At 38.0% G+C, this 25,583-nt stretch carries 19 protein-coding genes; 7 read left to right on the forward strand and 12 right to left on the reverse strand.

The window, feature by feature from the left end; translation table 11 throughout:
• Positions 1-188 precede the first annotated feature (188 nt).
• From BUB93_RS11220 to BUB93_RS01705, 4 genes are all read left to right on the forward strand, one after another.
• Positions 189-2,186 (forward strand): sensor domain-containing diguanylate cyclase, encoded by a 1,998-nt coding sequence (locus BUB93_RS11220; RefSeq protein WP_084116808.1) that lies wholly within the window; start codon positions 189-191, stop codon positions 2,184-2,186.
• 344 nt (positions 2,187-2,530) lie between these two features.
• The gene (locus BUB93_RS01695; protein WP_073269321.1) at positions 2,531-3,355 is read left to right on the forward strand and encodes a CheR family methyltransferase; all 825 of its coding nucleotides are present in this window, start codon (positions 2,531-2,533) and stop codon (positions 3,353-3,355) included.
• A complete protein-coding gene (locus tag BUB93_RS01700) occupies positions 3,352-6,324 on the forward strand; it encodes a response regulator (RefSeq protein ID WP_073269322.1) in 2,973 nt (990 codons plus the stop codon). Before BUB93_RS01695 ends, BUB93_RS01700 begins: the two co-directional genes overlap by 4 nt.
• A complete protein-coding gene (locus BUB93_RS01705; RefSeq protein ID WP_073269323.1) occupies positions 6,314-9,751 on the forward strand; it encodes a PAS domain S-box protein in 3,438 nt (1,145 codons plus the stop codon). Before BUB93_RS01700 ends, BUB93_RS01705 begins: the two co-directional genes overlap by 11 nt.
• A gap of 122 nt (positions 9,752-9,873) precedes the next feature.
• Here the strand turns inward: BUB93_RS01705 and BUB93_RS01710 are convergent, their stop codons facing one another.
• Positions 9,874-11,721 carry an SLC13 family permease gene (locus BUB93_RS01710; protein ID WP_073269324.1) on the reverse strand — a complete coding sequence of 616 codons (1,848 nt, stop codon included), beginning with the start codon at positions 11,719-11,721 and terminating at the stop codon, positions 9,874-9,876.
• A gap of 444 nt (positions 11,722-12,165) precedes the next feature.
• Here BUB93_RS01710 and metF point away from each other — a divergent pair, with 444 nt between their 5' ends.
• Complete coding sequence (gene metF / locus BUB93_RS01715; RefSeq protein ID WP_073269325.1) at positions 12,166-13,029, forward strand: methylenetetrahydrofolate reductase [NAD(P)H]; 864 nt, start codon at positions 12,166-12,168, stop codon at positions 13,027-13,029.
• Between the two features lie 42 nt (positions 13,030-13,071).
• On the opposite strand, the gene BUB93_RS01720 is transcribed toward metF, so the two are convergent.
• The 10 genes from BUB93_RS01720 to BUB93_RS01765 form a co-directional block, all read right to left on the reverse strand.
• Positions 13,072-13,998, reverse strand: a complete 927-nt coding sequence (locus tag BUB93_RS01720) for a LysR family transcriptional regulator (protein WP_073269326.1) — start codon at positions 13,996-13,998, stop codon at positions 13,072-13,074.
• 413 nt (positions 13,999-14,411) lie between these two features.
• Complete coding sequence (locus BUB93_RS01725) at positions 14,412-15,236, reverse strand: MIP/aquaporin family protein (RefSeq protein WP_073269327.1); 825 nt, start codon at positions 15,234-15,236, stop codon at positions 14,412-14,414.
• A 370-nt stretch (positions 15,237-15,606) separates the two neighbouring features.
• Entirely contained in the window at positions 15,607-16,758 is a 1,152-nt protein-coding gene (locus tag BUB93_RS01730; protein ID WP_073269328.1) for an iron-containing alcohol dehydrogenase, read from the reverse strand.
• 32 nt (positions 16,759-16,790) lie between these two features.
• The gene (locus tag BUB93_RS01735) at positions 16,791-17,210 is read right to left on the reverse strand and encodes a GlcG/HbpS family heme-binding protein (protein ID WP_200789374.1); all 420 of its coding nucleotides are present in this window, start codon (positions 17,208-17,210) and stop codon (positions 16,791-16,793) included.
• Positions 17,140-17,772: a cob(I)yrinic acid a,c-diamide adenosyltransferase gene (locus tag BUB93_RS01740; protein ID WP_073269329.1), complete on the reverse strand. Its 633-nt coding sequence runs from the start codon at positions 17,770-17,772 to the stop codon at positions 17,140-17,142. Before BUB93_RS01740 ends, BUB93_RS01735 begins: the two co-directional genes overlap by 71 nt.
• 26 nt (positions 17,773-17,798) lie before the next feature.
• On the reverse strand, positions 17,799-18,161 hold the full coding sequence (locus BUB93_RS01745) for a glycerol dehydratase reactivase beta/small subunit family protein (RefSeq protein ID WP_159432047.1): 363 nt from the start codon (positions 18,159-18,161) through the stop codon (positions 17,799-17,801).
• Complete coding sequence (locus BUB93_RS01750) at positions 18,148-19,983, reverse strand: diol dehydratase reactivase subunit alpha (protein ID WP_073269330.1); 1,836 nt, start codon at positions 19,981-19,983, stop codon at positions 18,148-18,150. The genes BUB93_RS01745 and BUB93_RS01750 overlap by 14 nt, the downstream gene beginning before the upstream one ends.
• Positions 19,984-20,011: 28 nt before the next feature.
• A complete protein-coding gene (locus BUB93_RS01755; protein WP_073269331.1) occupies positions 20,012-20,440 on the reverse strand; it encodes a diol dehydratase small subunit in 429 nt (142 codons plus the stop codon).
• A 15-nt stretch (positions 20,441-20,455) separates the two neighbouring features.
• On the reverse strand, positions 20,456-20,998 hold the full coding sequence (locus BUB93_RS01760) for a propanediol/glycerol family dehydratase medium subunit (protein WP_073269332.1): 543 nt from the start codon (positions 20,996-20,998) through the stop codon (positions 20,456-20,458).
• Between the two features lie 27 nt (positions 20,999-21,025).
• The gene (locus BUB93_RS01765) at positions 21,026-22,690 is read right to left on the reverse strand and encodes a propanediol/glycerol family dehydratase large subunit (protein ID WP_073269333.1); all 1,665 of its coding nucleotides are present in this window, start codon (positions 22,688-22,690) and stop codon (positions 21,026-21,028) included.
• Between the two features lie 324 nt (positions 22,691-23,014).
• Between BUB93_RS01765 and BUB93_RS01770 the strand changes: the two genes are divergently transcribed.
• Both BUB93_RS01770 and BUB93_RS01775 read left to right on the forward strand, forming a co-directional pair.
• Positions 23,015-24,268: a sensor histidine kinase gene (locus BUB93_RS01770; protein ID WP_073269334.1), complete on the forward strand. Its 1,254-nt coding sequence runs from the start codon at positions 23,015-23,017 to the stop codon at positions 24,266-24,268.
• A gap of 6 nt (positions 24,269-24,274) precedes the next feature.
• Positions 24,275-25,051, forward strand: a complete 777-nt coding sequence (locus BUB93_RS01775) for a response regulator transcription factor (protein ID WP_073269335.1) — start codon at positions 24,275-24,277, stop codon at positions 25,049-25,051.
• Between the two features lie 308 nt (positions 25,052-25,359).
• Here BUB93_RS01775 and BUB93_RS01780 read toward each other — a convergent pair.
• Positions 25,360-25,583 (reverse strand): ATP-binding protein (locus tag BUB93_RS01780; protein WP_159432048.1); only part of this gene is annotated, 224 nt, incomplete at its 5' end.

Raw genomic sequence — 25,583 nt, forward strand, 5'->3', positions numbered from 1 at the left:
ATGTGCCGCCATACAAGAATATCGGCCTTATTATGAGAGATAAAAAGACCGCATCTTTGGCGGTAAAGAAATTTATAGACTATTTAAAATATTGATAGTATTCTTATAATGTGTATATATTTGATATCTTCTCCCATACGTTGGGTTCTAAAAAATCAAAATATATTAAGAAATAAGGAGCGGTATTTATGAAACTTGATACTCAAACCCTTGCTTTTATGTTGAGCCTAGCCTTTTTTATCCAGTTTATAGCTCTTTTTGTTCAATATAAAATTGGAAATAGAACTTATAATGGCATTGGATGGTGGCTACTGGGTTCTAGCCTAATGGCACTTGGGGTAATCTTTATGCCTATGATTAACGTAAAATCACTAGAAATACTTGCTAGGATTGCTAACCCACTGATGGTCTTAGGTCAAATTTTCCTCTATATTGGCATTATACGATTTTTTGATAAGAAAGAGAATCTATGGATGCTCAGCTCAATTTATATTATATTTAGCCTTTTTTATTATTACTATATGTATTTTAGTAATAGTATTTCTAGTCGTTCAATTGTAATAAATGTTGCGTTAGCTGCGATTTCATTTCTGAGCGCACGCAAGCTATTCTCCGAAAAAGACAGCCTTATCGCTACCTCAGCCAACTTTATCGCTACTGTTTTTCTCATCTATGGAGTTTTTTTAACTACGCGTTTTTTTTGGACAATCAGTATACCCCCTGCACAAACGTATCTTGAGCACGCTTCTATTCTTAACGCAGGATTTATTGTTTCAACTGTAGCCAGTACTCTATGGACTTTTGGGTTTATCCTCATGAATAACCAGCGTCTGAATATAGAAAACCGCTTAGAAAAAGAAAAAATGCAATTGGTTTTCAACACAAGTCCTGATGCTGCATTGATAACTCGATTGAGTGATGGTTTATTTGTAGACGTTAATGTTGGATTTACAGTTCTTTCCGGTTATACTCGTGATGAAGTACTTGGATCCTCCACAATAAATATTAATGTCTGGCATAATACTGAGGATCGAAAACTATTTCTCGCTGAATTGAATGATCAAGGGATTTGTGAAAACAAGGAATTTATTTTTCATCGCAAAGACGGCAATCAATTTTTCGGAATGATCTCCGCCAGAATTATTTTAATTCAGTCGATACCACATATTGTCAGCGTTGTTCGCGATATAACCGAACGCAAACAGGCTGAAGAGGCGCTTATGGAAAGCGAGGAACAATATCGATCTATCCTCAACGCTTCCCCTGATAACATAACCATCACGGACCTAGATGGACGCATCCTCATGATTTCACCAGCGGCAAAAAAAATGTTCGGTTACGAACCGAATTTTGATAAGTTTATTGGCATGCGACTCCTTGACTTCATCGTGCCCGAGGATATTGAAAGGGCACAATCCAACCTCCTACTAATGTACCAAGGAGATCCCAGGAGGCCGAATGAATACCGGGGAGTGCGTAAAGATAAAAGCATCTTTAATATTGAGGTAAATAGCGGGTTTGTTCGAAACGCCAACGGACAACCGATTAAAATGGTATTTATTATCCGTGATATAACAGAGCGCAAGCTGGCTGAGCAGCATATACAAGAGCTCGTTCAACAGCTTGAAATCGAGAAAAATACAGCTCAACTCAATTCAATAACAGATAGTCTGACCGGATTGGTGAATCGTAGATTTTTCGATATGGCTCTCAATACGGAGTTTTACAGGTTGAAGCGCTTTGGGGCAACTTTGTCTCTAATCATGCTCGATGTCGACCATTTCAAAAAATTCAATGACAGCTATGGCCACTTAGCCGGGGATGATTGTTTGATAAGGATTGGAACTACGCTTAAGACGATTGTCGGAAGAGCAACTGACATTGTTGCACGATTTGGTGGAGAAGAGTTTGCTGTTATCCTGCCGGTAACAGAACGCCTTGGCGCGGAAACTTTGGCGGAAAGAATTCGAAAAGGCGTTGAGGATCTCTCGATTCCTCACTCTGCATCCGATACTGCTGAATATGTTACGGTTAGCCTTGGAGTTGTAAGCGTTAACACGATTAGCTTATTTTCACCAAAACAAGTAGTCGCAATGGCAGATGAAGCTCTGTATAGCTCTAAAAAACAAGGCCGTAATCGAATAACATTTGCCAATGATAAAACAACCTTCGTAAACTCGCTGTAAATGTATCTTTCAAAGTGTAGAGTACCCCAGTCACGACAATATGAGTGCCTAGAATATAGTTCTTTTGTGGTTACAACATAGGTTAATCTCTTCGCTTCGACAACAATGAATATTTTAATTAACATTATTCGATATATAGAATATAATAAATTTAAATATTTAAATATTTAAATATTTAAATAAGCATGAGGTGTAAATACTTAGAGTGTATAACCCCAAAATAAGCAGCTGATAAGCGTCTAGCTTACTCCATTATAAGCCGAGAAGTCCATTGATTGAAAAAAATAAGTGAATTCAGCTTTTATAGACTTTTTAATGAAAAAAAGCATGTTCGAGGAGATAAGATGAACAACGAAATAATACATAGCGTGCGAAGCATCTACGGATTAGATATCTCAAAGTATGATATTTCATTTCTTAAACGAGCGGTGGAAAAAAGATGCTCGATTACAGAAACCAAGAACATTTCCGACTATATACAATATTTATCAAGCAATTCCGATGAAGCGACAATACTCTTCCAATCATTGAATATTATCCATACTGAATTTTTCAGAAATCCTCTAACTTTTGCACATTTAGAGCAATGGATCCTGCCGCGTCTGATGGAAGAAAAATCAGACAATAATGAGCTGAGGATCTGGTCTGCAGGTTGTTCGTCAGGTCAGGAAGTTTATTCAATCGCAATGCTGATTGAAAGTATAACTTCAAAAAAACAAATAAAAAAGAGGTATCGCATTATTGCCACGGACATATCTGAATCAGCGCTTCACGCGGCAAAAAAAGGTGAATACAATGAAAAGGACATTCAGATGATCAGGGTTAAAGACTTAAACGATTTTTTTGTCAAATCAGGCGAAAAATACAAAGTATGCGATCGGTTGAAACAACATGTGAGTTTTTCTACCTATGATCTTCTTGATAACCGATCAGCTTGCCCTCAAGAGAGCATCTTTGGCAATTTCGATCTCGTTGTATGCAGTAATATGTTGTTTTACTACAAACCAAATTACCAGCATAACATGGTAAAGAAGTTGATTGATTCGATGGATGAACATGGATATCTGATAACAGGCGAAGCGGAAATGCAAATCGTTGCTAAATTCAAGGATTTGTTTTTGGTAGTCCCACCTTCCCCGATATTTAAAAAACGAAGGGGTGCAAAATGAAATTCAAAAATCTTAGCATATCAAAACAAATAAATGTATCTTTAGGTGCTGTATTCATTATAGCAATGATCATCGTCTCAGGCTCCTTGTATTATATTGATTCTATATGGAACAATACAGCCGACTTATATAATCATCCTTTAACAATTCGCCGAGCAGTGGGTGATATAAAAGAAAATGTTCTTTTAATACATAGAGATATGCGTCAATTACCTTTTGAACAAGACCCGCAGGAAATAGAGAAGCTCAAGAACAATATTGATATCTATGAAGCAGGCATAAATCGGCAGATGGACATTCTTTATAACAGATACCTAGGTCCTCAGAGCAATATCGATGAGGTCTCAGATGCATTGGCTCAATGGGAAACCATTCGGAAAGAAACCATCCGATTGTTGCATGCTGGTCAAGTAGAAGAAGTAGAAAATAGAGTTAAGGCTAGCGGCATTGGGGGATTTCAGGCGGATAAAGTCGTTAATCAGCTAACCCAATTCAGCGACACTGCGACTATTCAGGCTGATGATTTTTTTCGCACAGCTCAGGAACAAAGAAACCAAGTCATCCGTCAAATGTTACTCGTATGCATCGGAATGCTTTTATTATTAATTGGTCTAGGATATTTTCTTAGGAATGGTATATTGCCACCGCTCACAGCATTAATTTCTGCCACTAACGCTATGCGCCAAGGAAAGCTGGACACCCGCATACAATATCAATCACCAAACGAGCTGGGAGAGCTTTCAAGGGCATTCGACGAAATGGCTGAAACCATACAAAAGGAAATTGAGTATAAAGAAAATGCCGCACTTATATCATCAGTTATGTTCAATAATAGCAACCTGCGTACGTTTTGTCAGGAATTATTAAAAAAACTTCTGGAGCTGACTTCCTCACAGATTAGTGCCATTTATTTTTTAAATGACTCGAACGGACATTTTGAGCGATACGAGTCTATTGGCGTAAAACATAATAGTCTTTCTTCTTTTTCTTCAACTGCAAAAGAAGGGGAATTTGGGGCAGTGCTTGCATCAAAAAAAGTACAGCATGTAACTGATATCCCTTCAGATGCAGAAGTTGTATTCTCCACTGTCAGCGGAGATTATAAAGCCAAAGGAATCATTACTATTCCTATAGTTAATGGAGCTGATGTTGTTTCAGTAATATCACTTGCCAGTATCAAGGGCTACTCTGCAGACTCAGTTCGTTTGATAAACGGTTTAGTGAATGAAATCACAGCAAGTCTTACCGCAGTACTATCCTCACAGCGAATTCTCGAGTTTTCTCAAAAACTTCAAAGCACTAACTCGGAGCTCGAGCAACAGACAAAAGAACTGGGAATGCAAGCAAACGAACTGACAGAGCAAAATGCTGAACTGGAAATGCAAAAAAGACAGCTTGATGAAGCCAGCCGTCTTAAAACAATTTTTTTGTCTAATATGAGCCACGAATTACGAACTCCACTAAATTCGGTGATTGCTCTTTCAGGAGTGCTCAGTCGCAGACTTATCGGCAAAATCCCAGAAGAGGAGTTCAGTTATTTAGAAATAATAGAACGAAACGGAAAAAATCTTTTAACACTGATCAACGATATACTTGATATTTCGCGTATCGAAGCCGGTCGTGAAGAAATTGAAATCACTGAGTTTAATGCCAGTCACGCAATTGCCGAAGTGGTGTCGATGATACAACCACAGGCGCAACAACAGGATACGGAGCTACTCTACGAATCAAAAGAAAGTGAAATAATTATAAACAGTGATGTTAATAAATTTCGACATGTGTTACAAAATATAGTCGCTAATGCAATTAAATTTACTGTAGAAGGCATTGTTGAGATTTTTGTTTCTCAACGCGAAAATAGTATTGAAATAATTGTGAAAGACACCGGGATAGGGATTCCAAAAGAGCATCTTCCGTATATTTTTGATGAGTTCAGGCAGGCTGATGGCAGCACTTCGAGAAGGTTTGGTGGAACAGGCCTGGGACTGTCCATTTCTAAAAAATATGCCAACCTGCTCGGAGGAACCATCACTGTAAAAAGCGAACCCGATGTGGGCTCGGAATTCACACTCAAGCTACCTATACGATATTCTATTGAAAACCAGATAAAGGAACAGATAAAAACGGACAATCGAAATTTGGAAACGAATAGGTCAGTGCGCCAGATTGATTGCGATTTAACCGAAAAGACAATTCTGCTGGTTGAAGACAATGAATCGGCAATCATTCAGATAAAGGACCTCATAGAGGACATAGGATGTAAAATTCAGATTGCCCACGATGCAATTGAGGCATTCGCAATCATTGATCAGGCGATACCTGATGCTATGATACTTGATCTGATGATGCCTGATGTTGATGGGTTTAAGATATTAGAAATCTTGCGCAATGCGGAGCCTACCGCTCATATCCCGGTATTGATACTGACAGCAAAGCATATTACGAAAGACGAACTAAAACACCTGAAAAGAAACAACATACATCAACTCATTCAAAAAGGCCATATTAAGCGACTTGAACTTCAGCAAGCTGTTGCGAATATGCTGAGACCCTACGAGGTCAAGGAAGATCAATTGTCGAAAAAGTCTCCACTAATCGAAGGCAAACAGGTAGTTCTGGTGGTTGAAGACAACCCAGATAACATGACTACTGTAAAAGCGCTATTGGAAGACCATCATACTGTTTTAGAAGCCGTCAATGCTCATGAAGGAATAGAAATGGCAAAGCAGTATTTACCAAATCTTGTTCTGATGGATATTGCTTTACCAGATATCAACGGTATAGAGGCCTTTAAGAAGATAAGAAAAATGCCCCAGTTGCAGCATATACCTGTTATCGCTTTAACCGCCAGCGTTATGAAACATGATCGCGAAACCATCCTGTCACATGGCTTTGACGCCTTCATAGCCAAGCCTATCATCGCAAATGAATTCTTCATAGTAATAAATGAGGTGCTATATGGAAAATAGGAAGATTAAAATATTGGCAGTTGATGATAACAGGGACAATCTGGTTACTTTAAAAGCATTGATCATGGATGCTTTTTCTGAAGCTGTGGTATTGACAGCTCTAAGCGGAAAACAAGGGTTTGATCTGGCAGAAGCTGAAGACCCGGATGTGATTCTTCTAGACATCATTATGCCTGGAATGGACGGCTTTGAAGTATGCACAAGACTAAAATCAAATAATGAGCTGCGTGATATACCCGTTGTTTTTGTCACAGCTCTTAAAGGCGACAAAGAAAATCGAGTAAAAGCGCTAGAATGCGGTGCGGAGGCATTTCTATCAAAACCCATTGATGAAAGCGAACTGACTGCACAGGTTCGGGCTATGCTCAAAATCAGAGCCGCAAATATCAAAAAACGTGATGAAAAAGAATTTCTTGCTGCGCTGGTAGAAGAAAAAACCAGAGAACTGAAGGACTCAAACTCAAAAACTTTGCAATTATTAGAAGATTTAAAGAAAGAACAGACATTAATCAAGGCTATATTCGATAGTATACCAGGCTATTTGTATGTGTATGATGAAAACGGAAAGCTCATAAAATGGAATAAAAATCATGAGACAATGACAGGATTTTCAGCGGAAGAACTGTCCCATATGACCCTCGAAAAATGGTTTGATCAGGAAGATATTCTAAAGGTAAACACGGCGGTTCATGACGTTTTCGAAAAAGGATACGGCGAGGTTGAAGCACAGCTGATTTTAAAAAACGGAGAAAAAATGTTAACTCGTTCAAGTGGTGTCCCTCTCGTTTTGGATGGACATAAATACTTCACCGGTATCGGAGTTGATATTACCGAAATCAAGAAAACTGAAATACAGCTGAAGCAATATATGGATGATTTATTGGAGTCGCAACGGATTGCCCGTTTAGGGACATGGAGACTGGATTTTGCAACGAATCAAGTTGTTTGGTCGGAAGAGCTTTATAAAATGTATGGATTTGATCCATCAAGCCCACCTCCACCCTACACAGAGTATATGAAGTTATTCACTCCGGCAAGCTGGGATAATTTATCAACCGCTCTCGAGTTAACAAGCACTGTGGGAACACCATACGAGCTGGAATTAGAAACTTTATCCAAAGACGGATTGAATGGATGGATATGGGTACGGGGCGAGGCAATAATTGACTCGAATGGTAATATTGTTGGACTCCGGGGAGCAGCTCGGGATATAACAGCATACAAAAAGGTTCAAAACGAATTGAAGCAAAGTGAGGAAAAATTCCAACTTCTCTTTGAAAAAGCACCTCTTGGTTATCTGGCTTTAGACTCCGAAGGCTGTTTTATTGAAGTTAATCAGAAATGGCTGGATACATTTGGATATACTAAGGAGGAGGTTATCGGTACATGGCTTGGTGATCTCCTCTGCCCTGAATATGTGGACGCATTTCGTCAGCGCTTCCAATTATTCAAAGCGCAGGGTTTTATCCAAAGCGAAGTTGAGATTCTGAGTAAAGACGGCAGGCGGATACTAATAGCCTTCGAAGGCAAAATTGCTTATGAGGCCAATGGAACGTTTAAGCAGACCCATGGCATCATGAGAGATATTACCGATCAAAGAAAAGCCGAGAAGGCTTTGATAGAAAGTGAAGAGCGCTATAGGCAACTGAGCCAACAAACCCGAACGTTCACTTGGGAAGTTGATGAACAAGGTCTGTATACTTTTGTCGATCATCTGATTGAGGAAGTTCTAGGGTACCGTCCTGAAGAACTGATTCAAAAGAAACATTTTTACGACCTATGTCCAGAAGAAGAGCGAGAGGATCTTAAGCTGACTGCCTTTGATATATTCGAACGAAAAGACCTGTTTCGTGACATGGAAAATAAATCATTAACAAAAACTGGGGATATGGTGGTTCTCTCTACCGATGGTTTTCCGATTTTAAATGATGATGGGAGCTTGCGAGGTTATCGCGGCAGCGATACCGATGTCACAGCACGCAAACAGACTGAGGAAGCTTTGCGCAAGAGTGAGGAACGATTCAGGGTTGCGCAAGAAATATCTCCCGACGGATTCACCATACTTCATCCCGTACGTAACGAAACAGGTGAGATTATTGACTTTACCTTTGTTTATGAAAATCAAGCCGTTGCACGTTTTAACCAAACAGATACTCAAAAGGTAATCGGCAAAAGACTTCTAGATCTTTTCCCGGCCCATAGCGAAACCTCTTTTTACGAAACATATAAGCATGTAGCCAACACAGGAAACTCTCAAATATTGGAAGATGTCAATGTTGGAGAGGTAGCTTCTAGGCCGATATGGCTGCGACTGGTAGTCGTTTCGATGGGTGAAGATATTGCCATCGCTGCTCAGGATATCACCGAACGAAAAAAAGCAGAAGAAAAGCTACTCTACCTTAGTAATCACGACCATCTTACAGGATTATACAATAGACGTTTCTTTGAAATTATGTTAAATAATTTAGACACAAAAGAGAATCTTCCATTATCAATTATTATGTGCGATGTCAACGGACTAAAGTTGGTCAACGATTCATTTGGACACGATTCGGGAGATGCCCTTCTTAAAAAAGCTGCAGAGACAATCAAGAAGTCATGTCGAGAAAAAGATTTTATTGCCAGAATTGGCGGAGATGAATTCGCTATTTTATTACCTAAGACCTCAGCGCAGGAAAGCTCAGAAATTGCAAACCACATAAATAAAATGGCCTTTAAAGAGAAGGTTTCGAATGTTGAGTTGTCCATCTCCTCTGGATATGATACCAAAACAACAGATAAGCAATCACTTATCGAAATCATTGCAAACGCCGAAAACCATATGTACAGACACAAACTGTATGAGCGTTCGAGTATTAGAAGCAAAACAATCGACCTTATAATGAACACATTATTTGAGAAAAGCAAGCGAGAGGCTGCCCATTCAAATAGAGTGGGCAGTATTTGCCAAGCAATTGCATCTAAGATGAACCTGGATAAGGATGCTATAAATCAGATGAAAATAGCTGGGTTAATTCATGATATTGGGAAAATAGGCATAGATGAAAAAATACTGAATAAGCCGGGGAATCTAACTATCGATGAAAAAAGCGAAATTGAAAGACACCCTGAGATAGGTTGGAGGTTGCTCAGCTCTACAAATGAATTTTCGGAGTTGGCGCAATTTGTACTTAATCATCATGAAAAATGGGACGGAAGCGGGTATCCGAATGGACTCAAAGGCGAAGCAATACAGCTTGGAGCAAGGATAATAGCTGTTGCTGACGCTTATGATGCAATGACCAGCGATAGAAGTTATCGAAAAGGATTGAGCAAAGAGGAAGCCATTAAAGAGCTGACGAGATGTTCAGGATCGCAGTTTGACCCAAATATCGTAAAAGTGTTCGTGAATCGGGTGTTGCCATTTATTGGTGTTATAGACATATGAGAAGTTTTTGCAATATGAGCACTGCAGAAAATGCACCCATACAGATTTTTAGGTACCTCGTTATATTTTCTGTATCACCCTTTTATCCAAAGCTGTCTTTAATCAGCAAATTGCTATCTTTTTTAAAACGGAAAAAAAATAGGCAGAAATAAAATAATGAATATAGCAGTTATGAGCTGTACCGGTGCTCCTACTCGCATAAAATCCATAAATTTATATTTTCCGGCAGCCATGACCATGGCATTAGGCGGTGTAGCCACGGGTGTTGCAAAAGCCATGCTGGCTGCAAATGCCACGGCCATAACCATTGGATAAGGACTTACCACCAAATTCTGAGATGTCATGATGGCAACGGGGTATAACAGCACAGCTGTGGCAGTATTGCTTATAAACTGGCTAAATACCGATGCTATAATATAAAGTCCAGCCATTACTGCCAAAGGCCCAACATCCCCTAGACCAGCAACCAGTCTTTCAGAAATATACTCAATCCCCCCTGTCTTTTCAAGAGCAGTAGCCATTGGAAGCATACACGCTATAAGAATGATTGTATGCCAGTTTATAGAACGGTATGCGTGATCCGTCTGCCGTACGCAGCGGGTAAATACTATGATAAGGGCAGTCATTATTACGGTTATGACAGTTGGCAGCACTTCAAAAACCATCATAAATATCATCCATATAAGAATTAGCCCTGCCAAAAAAGATCTGCCAGGATGAGGGAGGGCAGCTGCAGGTTTTCTGACATGGCTCAACACAACCGTATCTCTCTTTTCCTCATGCAATAGGTTGATATCCTTCCACTCTCCATACACAAGCATTGTATCGCCATACAAAAGCATCTCGTTTTGATCGGGACGTCTTGCATCTTTGTATTGATGCTTAAGGGCTAATATCGTTAAATCGTATTTATCCCTAAAACGAATGTCTTCTATGGACTGATTAATAAACGCTGACTGGGGCGTCAATATAACTTCCGCCAATCTAGCTTTCTCAAGCATAAAATCTCCAGAGTCGTTTTCCTCAGTAATTTCAACACCCTTATCTTCAATCAGCTTGTAAATGGCTTCTTTGTGACCATATACGATAAGATAATCACCTGATTTTGGTGAATAGTCGGCTCCTGGCAAAAATCGCAGAGTGGACTTAGGAAGAAGGAACTGTTTCTTTGCAGGCTTTCTGATTACCTCAAGTACCGTGATATTGTAGACAGATCTCCATTTTATGTCCCTAAGAGTCTTCCCCTCATCTTCAAATCCTTCAGGTATATTGATATGATGGATATATTGGCTTATGTTGTATTCCTTCAAAAGATCGATATCTTCAGATTGATTGGCGCTATGAGCATCATTTTCATGTGGCCTATCCAGCATTTTGCGACCTATAAACCAAAGGTAAGTGATGCCCACTACAAGAACAATGGCACCTATTGCTGTAAATGAAACAAATTTAAGTGAATCATATCCGTAATCTACCAGCGTCTGACTGGCTAGAAGGTTTGGGGCTGTCCCTATAAGGGTTAATGTCCCACCCATGCTGCTGGTAAAGGCTAAAGGCATAAGCAACTTTCCAGGATGTATTTGCATCTTTCGGCAAAAGCTGACTACCATGGGTATAAAGATGGCTATAGTCCCTGTGTTGCTAATAAAACCGCTAAGCAGTGCAACCAGAAGCATCATAAATATGGTCATTTTAAATTCACTATTCCCAGTGTGCTTTACCAACAAATTGCCGGCTCTTTCTGCAAGACCTGTTTGAAAAATGCCTTCACCCACCACAAATAGTGCGGCAATCATAATGACCACGCTGTTGGCAAATCCTGACAACGCCTCTTGTACCGTTAGAAGTCCGGTAAGATAAAGTGCCATCAATGATGACAAGGCCACCATATCCGAGCGAAAGCGTGGTGTAAGAAAACACAGGATGGTTAAAGCCAAAATAATAAAAACCAGTTGAATATCCGTAAGCATATGTATCATCTCCCCCAAATAAACCAAATGGATGGTTCTAACAATGAATCATCTTGCGATTTCTATTTATACTCTTGAATTCTCTAGTTTAATTGATATTATCATTTTAACAACTGCTACATAGGGCGTCAAACGAGTTTTAAGCCAGTATTATTTATAACTTAAAGAATCGAAAGCCAAGACGTCAACCGCTGTAACATAGACCTGAGCTTATCACGTCAATCCCCCATTATTAAATCATCCTATCCGCAGATTCTAGATTTTACCGAGATCAAATCATCATAAGAAATTCAACCAAATAATAAATACTCCAGGCACATAGTCTGAAGCTATGACATCCTATATGTAACAGGTATTACTCAATGTCTAGCTTTTATGCTAATATTTATAAAACAGAGGATAAATATTAAATCTATAAAAATAGCGTGAAAGGACGTTTTAATTATGAAGACATCTGCATTATTCAAACAGAAAAGAGTTTTATCATTTGAAGTGTTTCCTCCTAAACAAAGCGGTTCCGTCGAAAGCTTTTATTCCACAGTTGAGGAATTAAAAGACTTAGCACCGGATTTTATAAGCGTTACCTCTGGTGCAGGCGGAAGTGAGAATAACACCGAAACTCTTGAAATCGCATCCACTATAAAAAATAAATACGGAATTGAAAGCGTCGTACATCTTCCGGGTATCAATCTAGATAAAAAAGAAGCTTTGAAAGTTTTAGATGATTTAAAGAACGCCGGCATTGAAAATATCCTGGCTTTAAGGGGTGATGAAAACCCCACCTTCACTCCCAAGAATGATTTTAAGCATGCAAGTGATTTGATATCCTTCATAGAAGATAATGGTGATTTCAATATAATAGCAGCTTGTTATCCTGAAAATCACTTGGAATGTCCGACTGCAATTGAAGATATCCACAATCTAAAATACAAGGTGGATGCAGGTACCAATCAGCTTATAACACAATTATTTTTTGACAACAGCTATTTTTATGACTTTAGAGAGCGCGCAGCCATTGCCGGCATAGATGTTCCAATTGAGGCAGGCATCATGCCTGTAGTAAACAAGAGACAGATTGAACGCATGGTCAGCCTTTGCGGAGTTGATCTGCCTAAAAAATTTCTATCCATCATCAACACCTTCGAAAATAATCCAGAAGCACTTCTAGAAGCCGGTATAGCCTACGCAGTTGACCAAATCGTCGATTTAACAGCCAATGGAGTTGACGGCATTCACCTATACACGATGAACAACCCATATATTACCCGTAGAATCTACGAGTCTATAAGTACATTGCTCACATCATGAGCCAAGCCTCTGTTTGTTAAAGCAGAGGCTTGATTCTTTTGTTTATTTCATATTTTCATTATATCCATAATCACAGATTACTCTTTCGAGCATAGTTACATATTCACGCGCCAATCGGCTCAGATGCGATTTTTCGTTGGCGATCCAGCCTATGCGCATCCGCTCATCTGTTGCAAGGGGCACAGATGCAATATCGTCCCCATTTAAATCCCGGCTTAGAAACCCTGAACTAATCGTATATCCATTTAATCCGATAAGAAGGTTAAATAGCGTAGCCCGGTCGCTTACATGGATTATTTTCTTTCTGGGCACAGTGCTTAGGATCTCTTCTGAAAAATAAAATGAGTTGTACTCTCCCTGTTCGAATGCCAGAAAAGGATATTCATTTAAATCTTCAAGAGTAACTAGGGTGTTTGTTGCAAGTGGGTGTTTGGAGCTTATGAATACGTGGGGTTCAGCTTCAAAAAGCAGAGTAAATGCCAGGTGGTTTTCCTTAAGCATTTTAGTAATGACTTTTTCATTAAAATCGCTGAAGTATAATATCCCGATTTCACTTCGCAAATTTTTGACATCTTCAATAATTTCATAAGTTCTTGTTTCGCGAAGAGTGAATTCATACTCATCTACATCTAAACCCAAAAGCAATTCTACAAAGGCATTTACTGCAAAAGCATAATGCTGAGTGGATATCGAACAGAGTCTTCTTGAAGGCTTTTTTCCCATATATCTCTGTTCCATAAGCTCGGTCTGTTCTATGATCTGACGTGCATAAGAAAGAAATTCCGTGCCTTCGGCAGATAAGCTTATGCCTTTTGACGTCCGAAAAAATATCTCAAGCCCCAATTCTCTTTCAAGTTCCTTGACAGCACTCGATAGGCTGGGCTGTGTTATAAAAAGCTGCTTAGCAGCTTCGGTAATCGAGCCGCATTCGACAATTTTGATTATATATTTAAGTTGCTGCAGTGTCATCAAATCACCTTCGTCATAGTTTTTTTCAATAATTATAAGCTAAAACCTCGCATTAATCAATGGAATTTACCAGCATGGCAAAACAAAAATAGATACTTCCCAACAATATCCATATTATTGCAATAATTTATTTTATGTTTTCTTATAAATTTAAAGATTAATATGTTAATCACACAACTGAAGAAAACGGATGCTGTATCACACCCGTAATGTTTTGCTGACTATTAGTTGCATAGTGTCCCTTCTATTTCTTTCACCAAGATCCACCAGTGGATTGTAACCAGTTTAAAAGTCATCCGTACTATCTTCTTTTTAAAGAAATACCAAAGGCTATAGCCTGTAAACTGCAAGTCAGTATCTTGGAAAGTGTATTTATTTCTTTTTACTTTTTGTAAGTGGTGTCCCCTATTTTTCTAATGCTTTCGAAATAACTTTTCTTCATCCTTTATAACAAGACCTGGAATATTTATTCTAATAGCATTACAGTAAATAAATCCACCAATAAGGGCACCTGTTATTGGTCCTACGATAGGTACCCAAAAGTAATTGTTTGGTCCTGGCAAACCTATGCTTCCCCAACCTGCTAATGCCGTAAACAACTTTGGTCCTAAATCTCTAGCAGGATTCATAGCAAACCCTGTTAATGGTCCAAAGGAAGCCCCTATGATTGCAATAGTCAATCCAATTAAAACTCCTGCAAAGGGCGCATATTTTCCGTTAGGTGCATTAGGATTTTTATTATCTGTTACAGCCAAAATTACCATTAATAAAAATGCAGTAATGACAACTTCTATAAAGAAGGCTTGACCATTACCTACATAGGATTGTGGATAAGTTGAAAAAATCCCCGCAGTCTGCAGACTCTCTAGACTTCCCCTTACGTTTCCCATTTCTTGTTCAAATACTATAAATGCTCCTCTGTACATATTATAAACTAAAGCTGCACCAGTAAAGGCTCCCGCAATCTGTGCAAGAATATAAGGAACTACTTTATTCCAAGAGAATCCTCTAAAGACCGCTAGTGCTATAGTGACTGCTGGATTAATATGAGTCCCAGATACAGCACCAGTTATATAAATTGCCATGGTTACTCCAAGACCCCAAATAATGCTAATCTCCCATTGGGTGTAAGATGCACCGGTTAAGACTAAACCTGCTACACATCCTGCACCAATAAATATTAAAATCAATGTTCCTATAAACTCTGCAAGTAGCTCCCCTAATAAAATCTTTTTCATCGAAGTTCCCCCTTTTTAAAATAAAGTACCATAAGCGTTTGCAAAACGCCACACCCCTTATAAATAAAGAGTTATTTCATGCATAAAAAATATAACTCCTCACCAGATCGTAATAAAATTGAATTACCTAGAAACAAATTTCTGCGATAATCCCTGCTCTGAATCTTTTTAATTGGTTACAGTTCTTTTAGCCGATAAAATCAACCAACATCAGTACATGCGAAGCTTAAAACCACTTACTTCGTAGTCTTTAGGAATCATTTTTTTAGTCACGAGTTTCGCAATTATTTACCAAGTACCAATTATCAGCAGCTGTAATAGTGGTCGTCCCCTTCATATCAAAGTGGACGACCTTTTTTTGCAAGACAAACTACATTGCAGCTTTAAAGATATCAATTATATCTTTCTCCGTACCTGTAATAGGATTGCAGCCTGCATTTCCGTCTTTCATAGCCATTTCTGCCATATATTCAAAATCTTCTTCCTTTACGCCTAATTCTGCTAATCCAGAAGGAATACCAACATCCTTAGAAAGTCTAACTAAAGCATCGATTGCCTTATCTGCTGCCTCTAATACAGAAAGTCCTTCGATGTTTTCTCCTAAGAATCCAGCCATATCAGCATACTTTTGTGGATTAGAGATTAAGTTATATCTAGCTACATGTGGTAGTAAAATAGCATTTGCTACACCATGGGGCATATCATATAGTCCACCTAACTGATGTGCCATTGCATGAACATATCCTAATCCCGCATTGTTGAAGGCCATACCGGCTAATAGAGATGCATGGGCCATATTTTCACGAGCTTCAATATTTTGTCCATAAGCTACTGCTTGACGTAGGTTGTTAGAAATTAATTTAATTGCTTGAATAGCTGCAGCATCTGTTACAGGGTTTGCACCTAATGTAATATAAGCTTCCACAGCATGTGTTAAAGCATCCATACCAGTTGCAGCAGTTAATGCCGGTGGCTTGCCCAACATGAGCATTGGATCATTAATAGACACTAGTGGTGTATTTCTCCAACTTACAATAACGTATTTTACTTTCGTTTTCGTATTTGTGATTACTGCATGACGAGTAACCTCACTGGCTGTTCCCGCTGTTGTATTTACCGCAACAATTGGAGGTAGAGGATTTACTAACTTCTCTATTCCAGCATAATCATATAAATCTCCTTCATGAGTGGCTGCGATGCCAATTCCTTTGCCACAATCATGTGGACTTCCTCCACCTACAGTCACGATAATATCACAATTTTCATCTTTATAAATTTTTAACCCGTCTGCAACATTGGTATCTTTAGGATTTGGCTCAACACCATCATAAATAGCAGTATTTAATCCAGCTTCTTTCAAATAATTAATAACTTGATCTACTGGGCCATTTGGTAATTTACTTAAAAAGTTATCTGTTACTATGAGGGCTTTCTTTCCTCCCAATAATTGACACCTTTCTCCTACAACCTTTACTGAATCCTTACCAAAAAAATTTACACTAGGCACAAAATAATCAAACATAATAAATTCCTCCTTTTTATTGAGTTAATAGTTTATATATTCAAAGCATGGCTTGCAATTGCCATGTCTTCTTCTACACTTCCACCACTTACACCTATAGCTCCGACCACTTCACCATCTACCTTAATGGGAAGACCTCCACCAAAGGGTACAATTTTAGAACCATTGGTTAATTGTAGACCATATAGACTCTCTCCTGGCTGTACCAATGGTGCTACTTGATCAGTTCCTACTCTTAATGCAGCTGATGTAAAGGCTTTATTTACGGCAATTTCAACACTTGTGAAAAAAGCCTTCTCCATTCTGTGCAGTATCATTAGATTGCCACCTGCATCTACGGCAGCAAATACGATAGGAACTCCTAGAACCGCTGCCTTTTCCTCAGCTGCCTGCGCCATCTTTTTTACAGTCTCTAAAGAAACTTCTTTCACAACATTTGTTTTGATATTCAATTTTCTTCCTCCTCCATATTTTTGGTTTATTATCTAAGGTTTTATTAAGAATTTCAGACTCTACTCTAGCTAGTATGAATAATAAGTCCGATAACCTATTTATGTATTGTAAAATATCTTTTCTGACGTCGTCTTTTCTTTGTAATCTAACCATTAATCTCTCAGCTCTTCGAATAATGGATCTGGCTACATGTAAGAAAGAGGACTCAGTAGTTTGTCCAGGAGTAATAAAGTATTTTTGTTCTCCCACTCGTGTACTATATTTATCTATTACCTTTTCTATATCTTCTATATCACCCTGATGGATCATTTCAGACAGATACTTTTTTCCATTCTCATCACTTGCCAATTCTGCACCAATTAAAAATATTTTTTGCTGTATGGCTTCCAGTATTTCTTTGATCCTCTTATTTTGTATCATAGAATAAGCGACGCCTATCATAGCATTGGCTTCATCCAATGTACCGTAGCAATCTACCCTCAAGTCGTCCTTTCCTATTCTACTTCCCCCCAATAAACCTGTTTCTCCTTGATCTCCAGTTTTCGTATAAACAGATGCCATTTTTTCACTTCCTTAATACATAGTTTCTAGAGTTCTTTAAATGGTATGCCCTTTACTAATCTAGCGGCATTTGCCCCTAATGCCCTCACTTTATGCGTTTCTTCTTTGAAGCTAAACTTAAGAAGTGGTTCATCCTGTTTAAGGTTGCTACTATGCAGGGCAATATATCCATCTTCTCCAAACCCAACTCCCACTCCTAAAGGGGAAGCTATTGCAGCCTGGTAACCTAGCTCTGTAGCTTCTTTTTTATCAATGGTTTCTACGTTATAGGGCACCTCTTCCTCCTCAATTCCCCACAGAACCTCATTTAAAATAGGTGTTTCGTGGATTTCAGGAGAGATGTAAACAAATATCGCAGTTTTATTATGACACATTTTATTGCCCATCATCTTGCCCACACTCAGCATAATTTAAAATTAGTCCTGTAGCCACTGCATTTCTAGGTCCCTCAATTCCCCTGATGTTCCCTCGTCCTGCAACGACGCCATATTGTGCTAAGGCATCCGTCACTACCTGTGGCACTTGAAAGTCCAGTGCAGACCCACCCACCAACACCACAAATTCTATGCTTCGTATATTGCCTGTAGGAGACACTGTTCTTAGTGCTCTTAGAGCATTAGTGACAAACACTTTTTCTTTGGCATTTTTTCTAATAGCTTTAATTCTCTCGATAGCAACATTCCCGGGAATAGTTAGCATCCCCTTATCCTTTAATACAACAGTACGAGCAAAAAACTGGGGTTCTATTGGTTTGTCCAAGAACTCTACCGTCCCATCTTCATGTCTAATGTGAAATAGACTTTCTACCTTTGCCAATGGATATTTTTTTATATCCTCGGCCAGTTCAAAACTATCTAATCCTAACTCAGAATTTATGAGCATTGTTACCATATTTCCTGCTCCAGCTAAATGAACAGAAGTGATTTCTCCATTTTTATCAATAATAGACGCATCTGTAGACCCTGCCCCCATATCTAAAATAGCTAAGGGGGTGTTGCTACCTGGTGTTGTCAGAGCCCCACCAATAGCCATATCTGCCTCTACACCACCCACCTCAACCTCAACATTTATTTCTTCTTTCAGTAGCTTAGCAATCATTTGCATTTGCAATTTATCCGCTTTTACCATTGCAGCAATTCCTACGGCATTTTCCAAGGAAAATTCTTCTGCTAGCCCTCCTTTTACCGTTTGAGGAGTAAATGTGTCCACAGCCAACAAATCTTGTATTTTAATATCACTAATAGGTTGTTTCGTCAATTCCGACATTACTTGTCGAACACGCTCTAACATTCCTCCTGCATTGGTTCCTGCTTCCCCTTTTATATCCTCGATTCTTGCAGAGAATGTTACTGCCTCCATAATTTTTGAGGCTCCATCCTCAACATCTACTGTTTTTTCTCCTCTATCGCCTCGAACAAAAATCTTGCCGGCTGGTATTCTTTTTTCTTGGACATCTCCCTTTGGGGTCTTGATTACAACTGCAGATCTATTTCCTATTAAGGCTCTCGATATTGGTACAATCATCTTAGTTTCTTCAGAAGTTAGTTCAAATACAGTGGCAATGCCGTAAGGATTCGATAATGTCTCTACAACACCACCTGCGGGTGCAACCTCGATAGCAGCCTTCATTCCAACTGGCACCTTTTCTAACAACATGACTTCATCAACTATAGGAATTTTTTGATTTAAACGATTATTGATTAAAACCCCATCATCTTTTTGAAGAATAGCACCAGATACTTTAACTCCCTTTTCTACAGCTTTATTAATATTGGATGCCGCTTTAAAGAAATCAATTTCTTTAGAAACCAACACTATAACAGGGTCTTTATGGGTTATTGTTTCTAGTCCATTCAGCACTACAGTATGACCTACTCCCAATCCACGCCCCCCAGGAGTGGCAGGATTATGACCGATCATCGTGGACTCAGTAATAATGGTTTCTGTTATAGTTTCCATAGCTACATCCCCTATAACAGGTGCAGCTTCATTGATTCGGATTAAATCTAAATCTTTTCTGGTGATTCCTGCTTTCTTTAGCGCTTGATCTAAAGAATCAAAAACACCTTTCATGTTTTGTTTTGTTCCTTTAATTCCGCTGGTTGGTACAATTCCACTAGCAATAAACTCTACTTGTTTTGAGTCAGTTAACTTTGCCAGTGCTACTTCGGTTGTGGCATTACCTATATCTACACCTGCAATAAATTTCATTGCAATACCTCCTGCTAAAGTCTTACCTCTATACTTCTCTTCTTAATTTCTTTCTTTTTTCATATACTTCAGCTGCTTCCCTAACGAATGCTCCATTAATCTTTGCACTATATTTTTCTTCTAATTCCTTTGCTATTTCCAACAGTTCTTCCCTTGTAGAACGGAATGGCCTAAGCGCATTATAAATCTCCAATATTCTTTTATCTGGTATAGCTATTAATTCTGCTGCCCTTCTAAAATTTTTAGAAATAGCTACTCTGCCATCTGCATCAGCTATCTGTGCTTGTAGCTCTAGGGTTTCCGGTGCTATTCTTACATCCTCTGGTTTGATTTCTCCATTTAGTACTTTTTCCAAGGTAATATCTTCTAGTTTTTTCCCAGTAGGCGCTTTAAGCAGTTCCGGTCTTTTCTGTGCTAATGGGTAATCATTTTTCGGATTTAATTTTCTGTTTTGCATGCTTTTTTCCTCCTATCAATCAAACGTTACTTGTAAATCAATTGGCTTTCCTTCTTCGACTATATGTTTTGTTTCCTTAATGTGTAAAAGTGCAGCCTTTGCTTGAAATTTCGGTCTTGCCATTTGATCGTTTTTAGTTGGTACGGGATTAGGTGATTCTTCCTTTGCATATTGTGCAGCGTTTTTTCCAATCAATCTGTAGGTTTCCAAATCTAACAATGGTGCTTGAGAAAAAATTTCTAAATTATTTAATGGTAGTAAATCTTTTTGATGGATAACAGTCGTTCCTTTAGACTGTATTCCTATTCCAATACCGGAACCACTCAACTTAGCCGCATCATGAGATATAAAAGAAACATCAGAGGTTCTCACTATACGTACTACCCTAGGCTGCAAACCTTCTTCTTCAATCCCCGCCATGATCTCTCTTAAGATACTATCGTGAGGAACGTCTACAATGCTCTTATGTTGATACTTTAAAAAAGCAGGTGCTAGTCCTATAACTACTTCGTCTTTCCTACTGCCTTTATTAGCATTTCCCATCTCTATTAATTTCATTTTTTCACATCCTTCTTATTTAAATCTTTATTGAATCTCATCTGGCTTCATGGCATTTGGTATGTTCTTAATTTCATTCCACCTTTCTTCACTCAACCTATAACCACTACCAGGACCCATATAATCATTTACATCATTCACCGCACTCACTACATTAAAGTCTTTATCTATGATAGCGGAGGTATGAAGATAATCTCCGGACACCCTTTGTTTTAACATGTTTAGAAGATTTTCTGCAACATCACCAAAATCATTTTTACTTAGTGCTTTAACTATGTCCAATCCAGTGATATCTCTATTCATCATTTCCTCTGCAGCTTTTAAATCCTCTACCACATTTCTAGCTGGCATGTCCTTACTCCCATGAGCATAAGTTGCCGCTTCTACTTCTTCATCTGTAATTGTAGGAAGACCTAATTCAGCAAACACAGCTTGTATTGCTTTGGCAGCTTTATTTCTTATAGCAACTACCTCTTCTTCTGAAACTGGCCTCAACCCGCCGTCTACCATCAAATCTCTTTGAAGAATATTGTAATCGTCAAAGTCTTCGGCATCAAAATTTGATCCTGCAAACATATTGTCGTAATTTGGTACAGCACTATATCCGGAGAATATAAAGTCAGTGCCCGGTAACATTTGCATCAAAGTTCTAGCTGTTCTTCTTATATCGGAATGAGAGAAGGTTTGATCGTTTCCTGAAGCTACTTCTATATCTAGCATCATAGTAATTAAATTCTCTGCCAATACTGCTCTTATTCCTGACGGTACTGAACCTGTCATACCTATACAGCTTACAGATCCATTTTGTAGACCTTGAACTCCTGCACCTTTCGTAATATAAATGCATCTTGTCTCAAGATATAACATAGATTTTCCTTCCGTATAACCCATTAATGCTTCTGATCCAGTTCCTGATGTGAATCTCATCTTTAATCCTCTAGAAGCATAAGCTGATGCTAAGAAACCTTTTGACCAAGGTGTGTCGTCACCATCAGTAAACACTGATTCCGTCCCATATACCGATACAGTTTCAGCATAACTAGTGAGACCTCTCATTCCTAGCTCAAGTTCTGTAGCCTCTTCTATGGCACACTGGGTTAATACTCCACCTCGTCCGACCTGGGACCCTACAAGAATGCCAATTGCGTTAAATGGAGCATATCGTACTATGCCTACCGTAGTTTCCTGCTCATCAAATCCTCTTATTGCAGCTTCTGCAGCATCTGCAGCTATTTGTACAACATTGTCTTTTAAGTTAGTAACATGGCACTGATTTGAAGGTGTTTTTCTGGCCCTCATTTTTTGAAGTGCCATCATCATTTCTACTACATTCATAGTCCCAACTACATCAACGATTTTAGCCGGTGTCATAGAAGTCGTTAATGCAACGATTGTTTGTCTATCTACATTGATGTCTACCAACATTTTTGCCAAATCAACAGAGTCCATTTTCATAACTTTCTCTGCCTTCTCTAGATTAATAGCATAGTCTGCTATAAACCTATCGATCATGTCAAATTCATCTCTTGTTTTACCATCTAATTCAACTATTTTGTTATCTTCGATTTTTATACTTGGTTTTGGGTCGTTCGGACTATCCATTGCTATCAAACCTTCATCTGCCCACTCACCTATAAATCCATCTTTATTAACAGGGCGCTCTGCTAAAACCTGGAATCTTTTTGATCTCATATAATTTACCTCCTTTTATTTAGATAATCATTGTTAAATTTATATCTTCCTACAAAAACATTTTACCGCAATACTTGACTTTATTTTCATAGACTTATGGTAAAATGTTACGATACAAGGATATTATTTCGATATGAATTTAACTTCCACTTTTAAAAATGAGACTTTTTTGATATACTCCTTAATATATTGATACTTTTTTGACATATCAAGACGGAGCATATCTTAAACTTATAGTATCTTTAAATCTATAGACAATAAATGAATATTGTTATAATATCCAATAAAGTAATTTTTATACTTAGACAAATATAGGAGGTTAAAATGGCAAGTCACTTTCACATTAAAGACGTGATAGATGTAGATGTACTCCAAAAAATACAAGATGAGTTTGCTACGGCGACAGGTTTTGCAGTCATTATTGTAGATGCGATGGGTAGACCTGTAACAAAGCATAGTAACTGCTCTGATTTTTGCAGTTTAATAAGAAAAGAAAAGAAGGGTAAGTGTTTTTGTGAAATATCAGATTCTCGTGGAGGATTAAAGGCTTCAAGAACTGGTAAGCCTTATATTTACCGATGTCATACAGGGTTAGTGGATTTTGCTTCACCCATTGTTTACCAGGGACATTATTTAGGAGCCATGATGGCAGGACAAGTACTGGTAGAAGAAGAACACCTTGAGAATTTAGAAATAGTTTGTGAGGAATCTATTGATTGGAAAAAAAATCAACATTTTCTGGATGCCTATAATGATTTGCCGGTACTATCCTTTGAAAAAATAAAAGCTGTAGGAGAAACAATGTCACTCTTTTGCAATTATATTGTTGAGAAGGGAATCACCAACAAAGTCCAAAAGGAACTTCATGAAAAAGACATGAAACTGGCAGAGACTAAACAAAAGCAGTTGGAATTAGAAAATGCCCTAAAAGAAACAAAGTTAAAAGTGTTACAGGCTCAAATAAATCCTCATTTTCTATTTAATGCTTTAAATACAATCAGTAGTTTGTGTATCATAGAGAAGGCATCAAAAACCCAAGAAGTTGTTTATATTTTATCAGACATATTAAGGTATACTTTAAGAAAAACAAGCAAAATGGTATCCTTAGGGGAAGAACTTAAATATATCGAAAGATATTTGCAATTCCAGAAAACACGTTTCCATAGTAGACTTAACTACAAAATTTTTATTTCAAAAGAACTAGAAACGATAGAAATACCTTTTATGACGTTGCAACCTCTCGTAGAAAATGCAATTATACATGGTTTAGAGCCTAAAGAAGAAGGAGGTATCATTACTATTATTGGCTATCCTTTAAAAAAAGATGTCCTAATCACTATAGAAGATAATGGTGTCGGCATCCCTCCTAATAAGCTTAAATTGCTTTTGAACAATAAAGAAGTACCTCCTGCAAATTCAATAAATGATGCAGGTCATACTACAGGATTGGGAATACATAATGTTAATGATAGACTAGTTCATTATTACGGACAGGATTATTCTTTAAAAATTAGCAGCATCTCTAACTCAGGTACAAGGATTACCGTTACTATCCCTAGTAATTTAATTAAGGAGTAAATCTATATGTATAAAATTTTATTAACGGATGATGAAATACTAGAAAGAGAAGGTTTAAAAATAATTATAAAAGAAGTGCTAAACAGTCAAGTGCTCTTTAAAGAAGCTAACTCAGGAAAAGAGGCTATAAGATTAAGTGATGCTTTTGAACCTCACATTATTTTTATGGATATAAAAATGCCAGGTCTAAATGGTATTGAAGCCTCCCAATATATTAAAAATAAGCATCCCGATATTATTATCATTATCCTCAGTGCTTATGACGACTTTCAATTAGCCCAACAGGCTATTAGGCTTGGAGTAAACGATTATATCTTAAAACCTCCCAAGCCCACTGAGATTAACTTAATATTGCACAAATATATAAAACAAATAAATTCAAGAGATGCTTTTTCAAAAACAGTAGAACCTTTTCCTCCATGTGAAGAAAAAGATTCTACTGAAATACAAAAACATTCTTCAATTCAAATTGTTTTGGATTATATAGATAATAATCTAGGTGACAATATGCCCCTAGAGGATGCTGCCAAACTCCTCAATGTTTCTCCTTCTTACTTTAGTCGACTCTTTAAAAAAGAAATGGGCGTAAAATTTATTACTTACACTACAAATAGAAAAATAGAAAAAGCTAAAGCTTGGTTAGAGACCACAGATATGCCTATATTAAATATTGCTTTGGAACTAGGCTTCAAAGAAGCTAATTATTTTAGCAAAGTGTTTAGAAAGCTAGAAGGAATCACACCGACAGAATATCGTAAGAGAAACAGTAAGCTCCCTCTGTAGTTTCATTGTTAATTTGCTGTCAGTTCTCACTCTACTTGTCTTCGCTCAACTTATATATTTTCCCGTAAACAGCTCACTTATTTTGCGGATGAACAGAGATTAGAACTGATGCTAGGATTGATGGGAAGCCGATGTTGGTCCGATTTCCGGATGAGAATCGAATCAATGCGGACATGAGATAACAGATCGACAGGCTTGCTGACCAGTCTTTTATTCTTTCACATCTGCTTTCTCTTTCAGCGTTGTGTTTGGCAATAGAAAAGTACAACTTTTGGCAATCAAAAATACAATAGCCAGTACTAACCTTATTACTTGATTAATGAATTCATCATGCGGTAGCTTTTGCCTGTAAATATGAGCATATGAGAATGGTGCACTAGTCTATCAACGATAGCCGCAGTTAGCTTTTCATCAAACAGGAAACCTTTCCATCTACCAAACTCAATATTGGTTGTTATGATGACGCTTTTAGTCTCATAACATGTAGAAATGATATCAAACAACAATCTGGCACCTTCTTGGTGAAGGGGGA

The sequence above is a fragment of the Alkalibacter saccharofermentans DSM 14828 genome (genome assembly GCF_900128885.1).
GTDB lineage: Bacteria > Bacillota > Clostridia > Eubacteriales > Alkalibacteraceae > Alkalibacter > Alkalibacter saccharofermentans.

Coding starts and splice junctions, on each gene's coding strand:
- BUB93_RS01700 (WP_073269322.1), top strand. CDS start 3,352: ATGAAATTCAAAAATCTTAGCATATCAAAACAAATAAATGTATCTTTA.
- BUB93_RS01760 (WP_073269332.1), bottom strand. CDS start 20,998: ATGAAATTAATAGAGATGGGAAATGCTAATAAAGGCAGTAGGAAAGAC.
- BUB93_RS01710 (WP_073269324.1), bottom strand. CDS start 11,721: ATGCTTACGGATATTCAACTGGTTTTTATTATTTTGGCTTTAACCATC.
- BUB93_RS01755 (WP_073269331.1), bottom strand. CDS start 20,440: ATGCAAAACAGAAAATTAAATCCGAAAAATGATTACCCATTAGCACAG.
- BUB93_RS01740 (WP_073269329.1), bottom strand. CDS start 17,772: ATGGCATCTGTTTATACGAAAACTGGAGATCAAGGAGAAACAGGTTTA.
- BUB93_RS01695 (WP_073269321.1), top strand. CDS start 2,531: ATGAACAACGAAATAATACATAGCGTGCGAAGCATCTACGGATTAGAT.
- BUB93_RS01750 (WP_073269330.1), bottom strand. CDS start 19,983: ATGAAATTTATTGCAGGTGTAGATATAGGTAATGCCACAACCGAAGTA.
- BUB93_RS11220 (WP_084116808.1), top strand. CDS start 189: ATGAAACTTGATACTCAAACCCTTGCTTTTATGTTGAGCCTAGCCTTT.
- BUB93_RS01730 (WP_073269328.1), bottom strand. CDS start 16,758: ATGTTTGATTATTTTGTGCCTAGTGTAAATTTTTTTGGTAAGGATTCA.
- BUB93_RS01775 (WP_073269335.1), top strand. CDS start 24,275: ATGTATAAAATTTTATTAACGGATGATGAAATACTAGAAAGAGAAGGT.
- BUB93_RS01745 (WP_159432047.1), bottom strand. CDS start 18,161: ATGATGGGCAATAAAATGTGTCATAATAAAACTGCGATATTTGTTTAC.
- BUB93_RS01765 (WP_073269333.1), bottom strand. CDS start 22,690: ATGAGATCAAAAAGATTCCAGGTTTTAGCAGAGCGCCCTGTTAATAAA.
- metF (WP_073269325.1), top strand. CDS start 12,166: ATGAAGACATCTGCATTATTCAAACAGAAAAGAGTTTTATCATTTGAA.
- BUB93_RS01720 (WP_073269326.1), bottom strand. CDS start 13,998: ATGACACTGCAGCAACTTAAATATATAATCAAAATTGTCGAATGCGGC.
- BUB93_RS01770 (WP_073269334.1), top strand. CDS start 23,015: ATGGCAAGTCACTTTCACATTAAAGACGTGATAGATGTAGATGTACTC.
- BUB93_RS01725 (WP_073269327.1), bottom strand. CDS start 15,236: ATGAAAAAGATTTTATTAGGGGAGCTACTTGCAGAGTTTATAGGAACA.
- BUB93_RS01705 (WP_073269323.1), top strand. CDS start 6,314: ATGGAAAATAGGAAGATTAAAATATTGGCAGTTGATGATAACAGGGAC.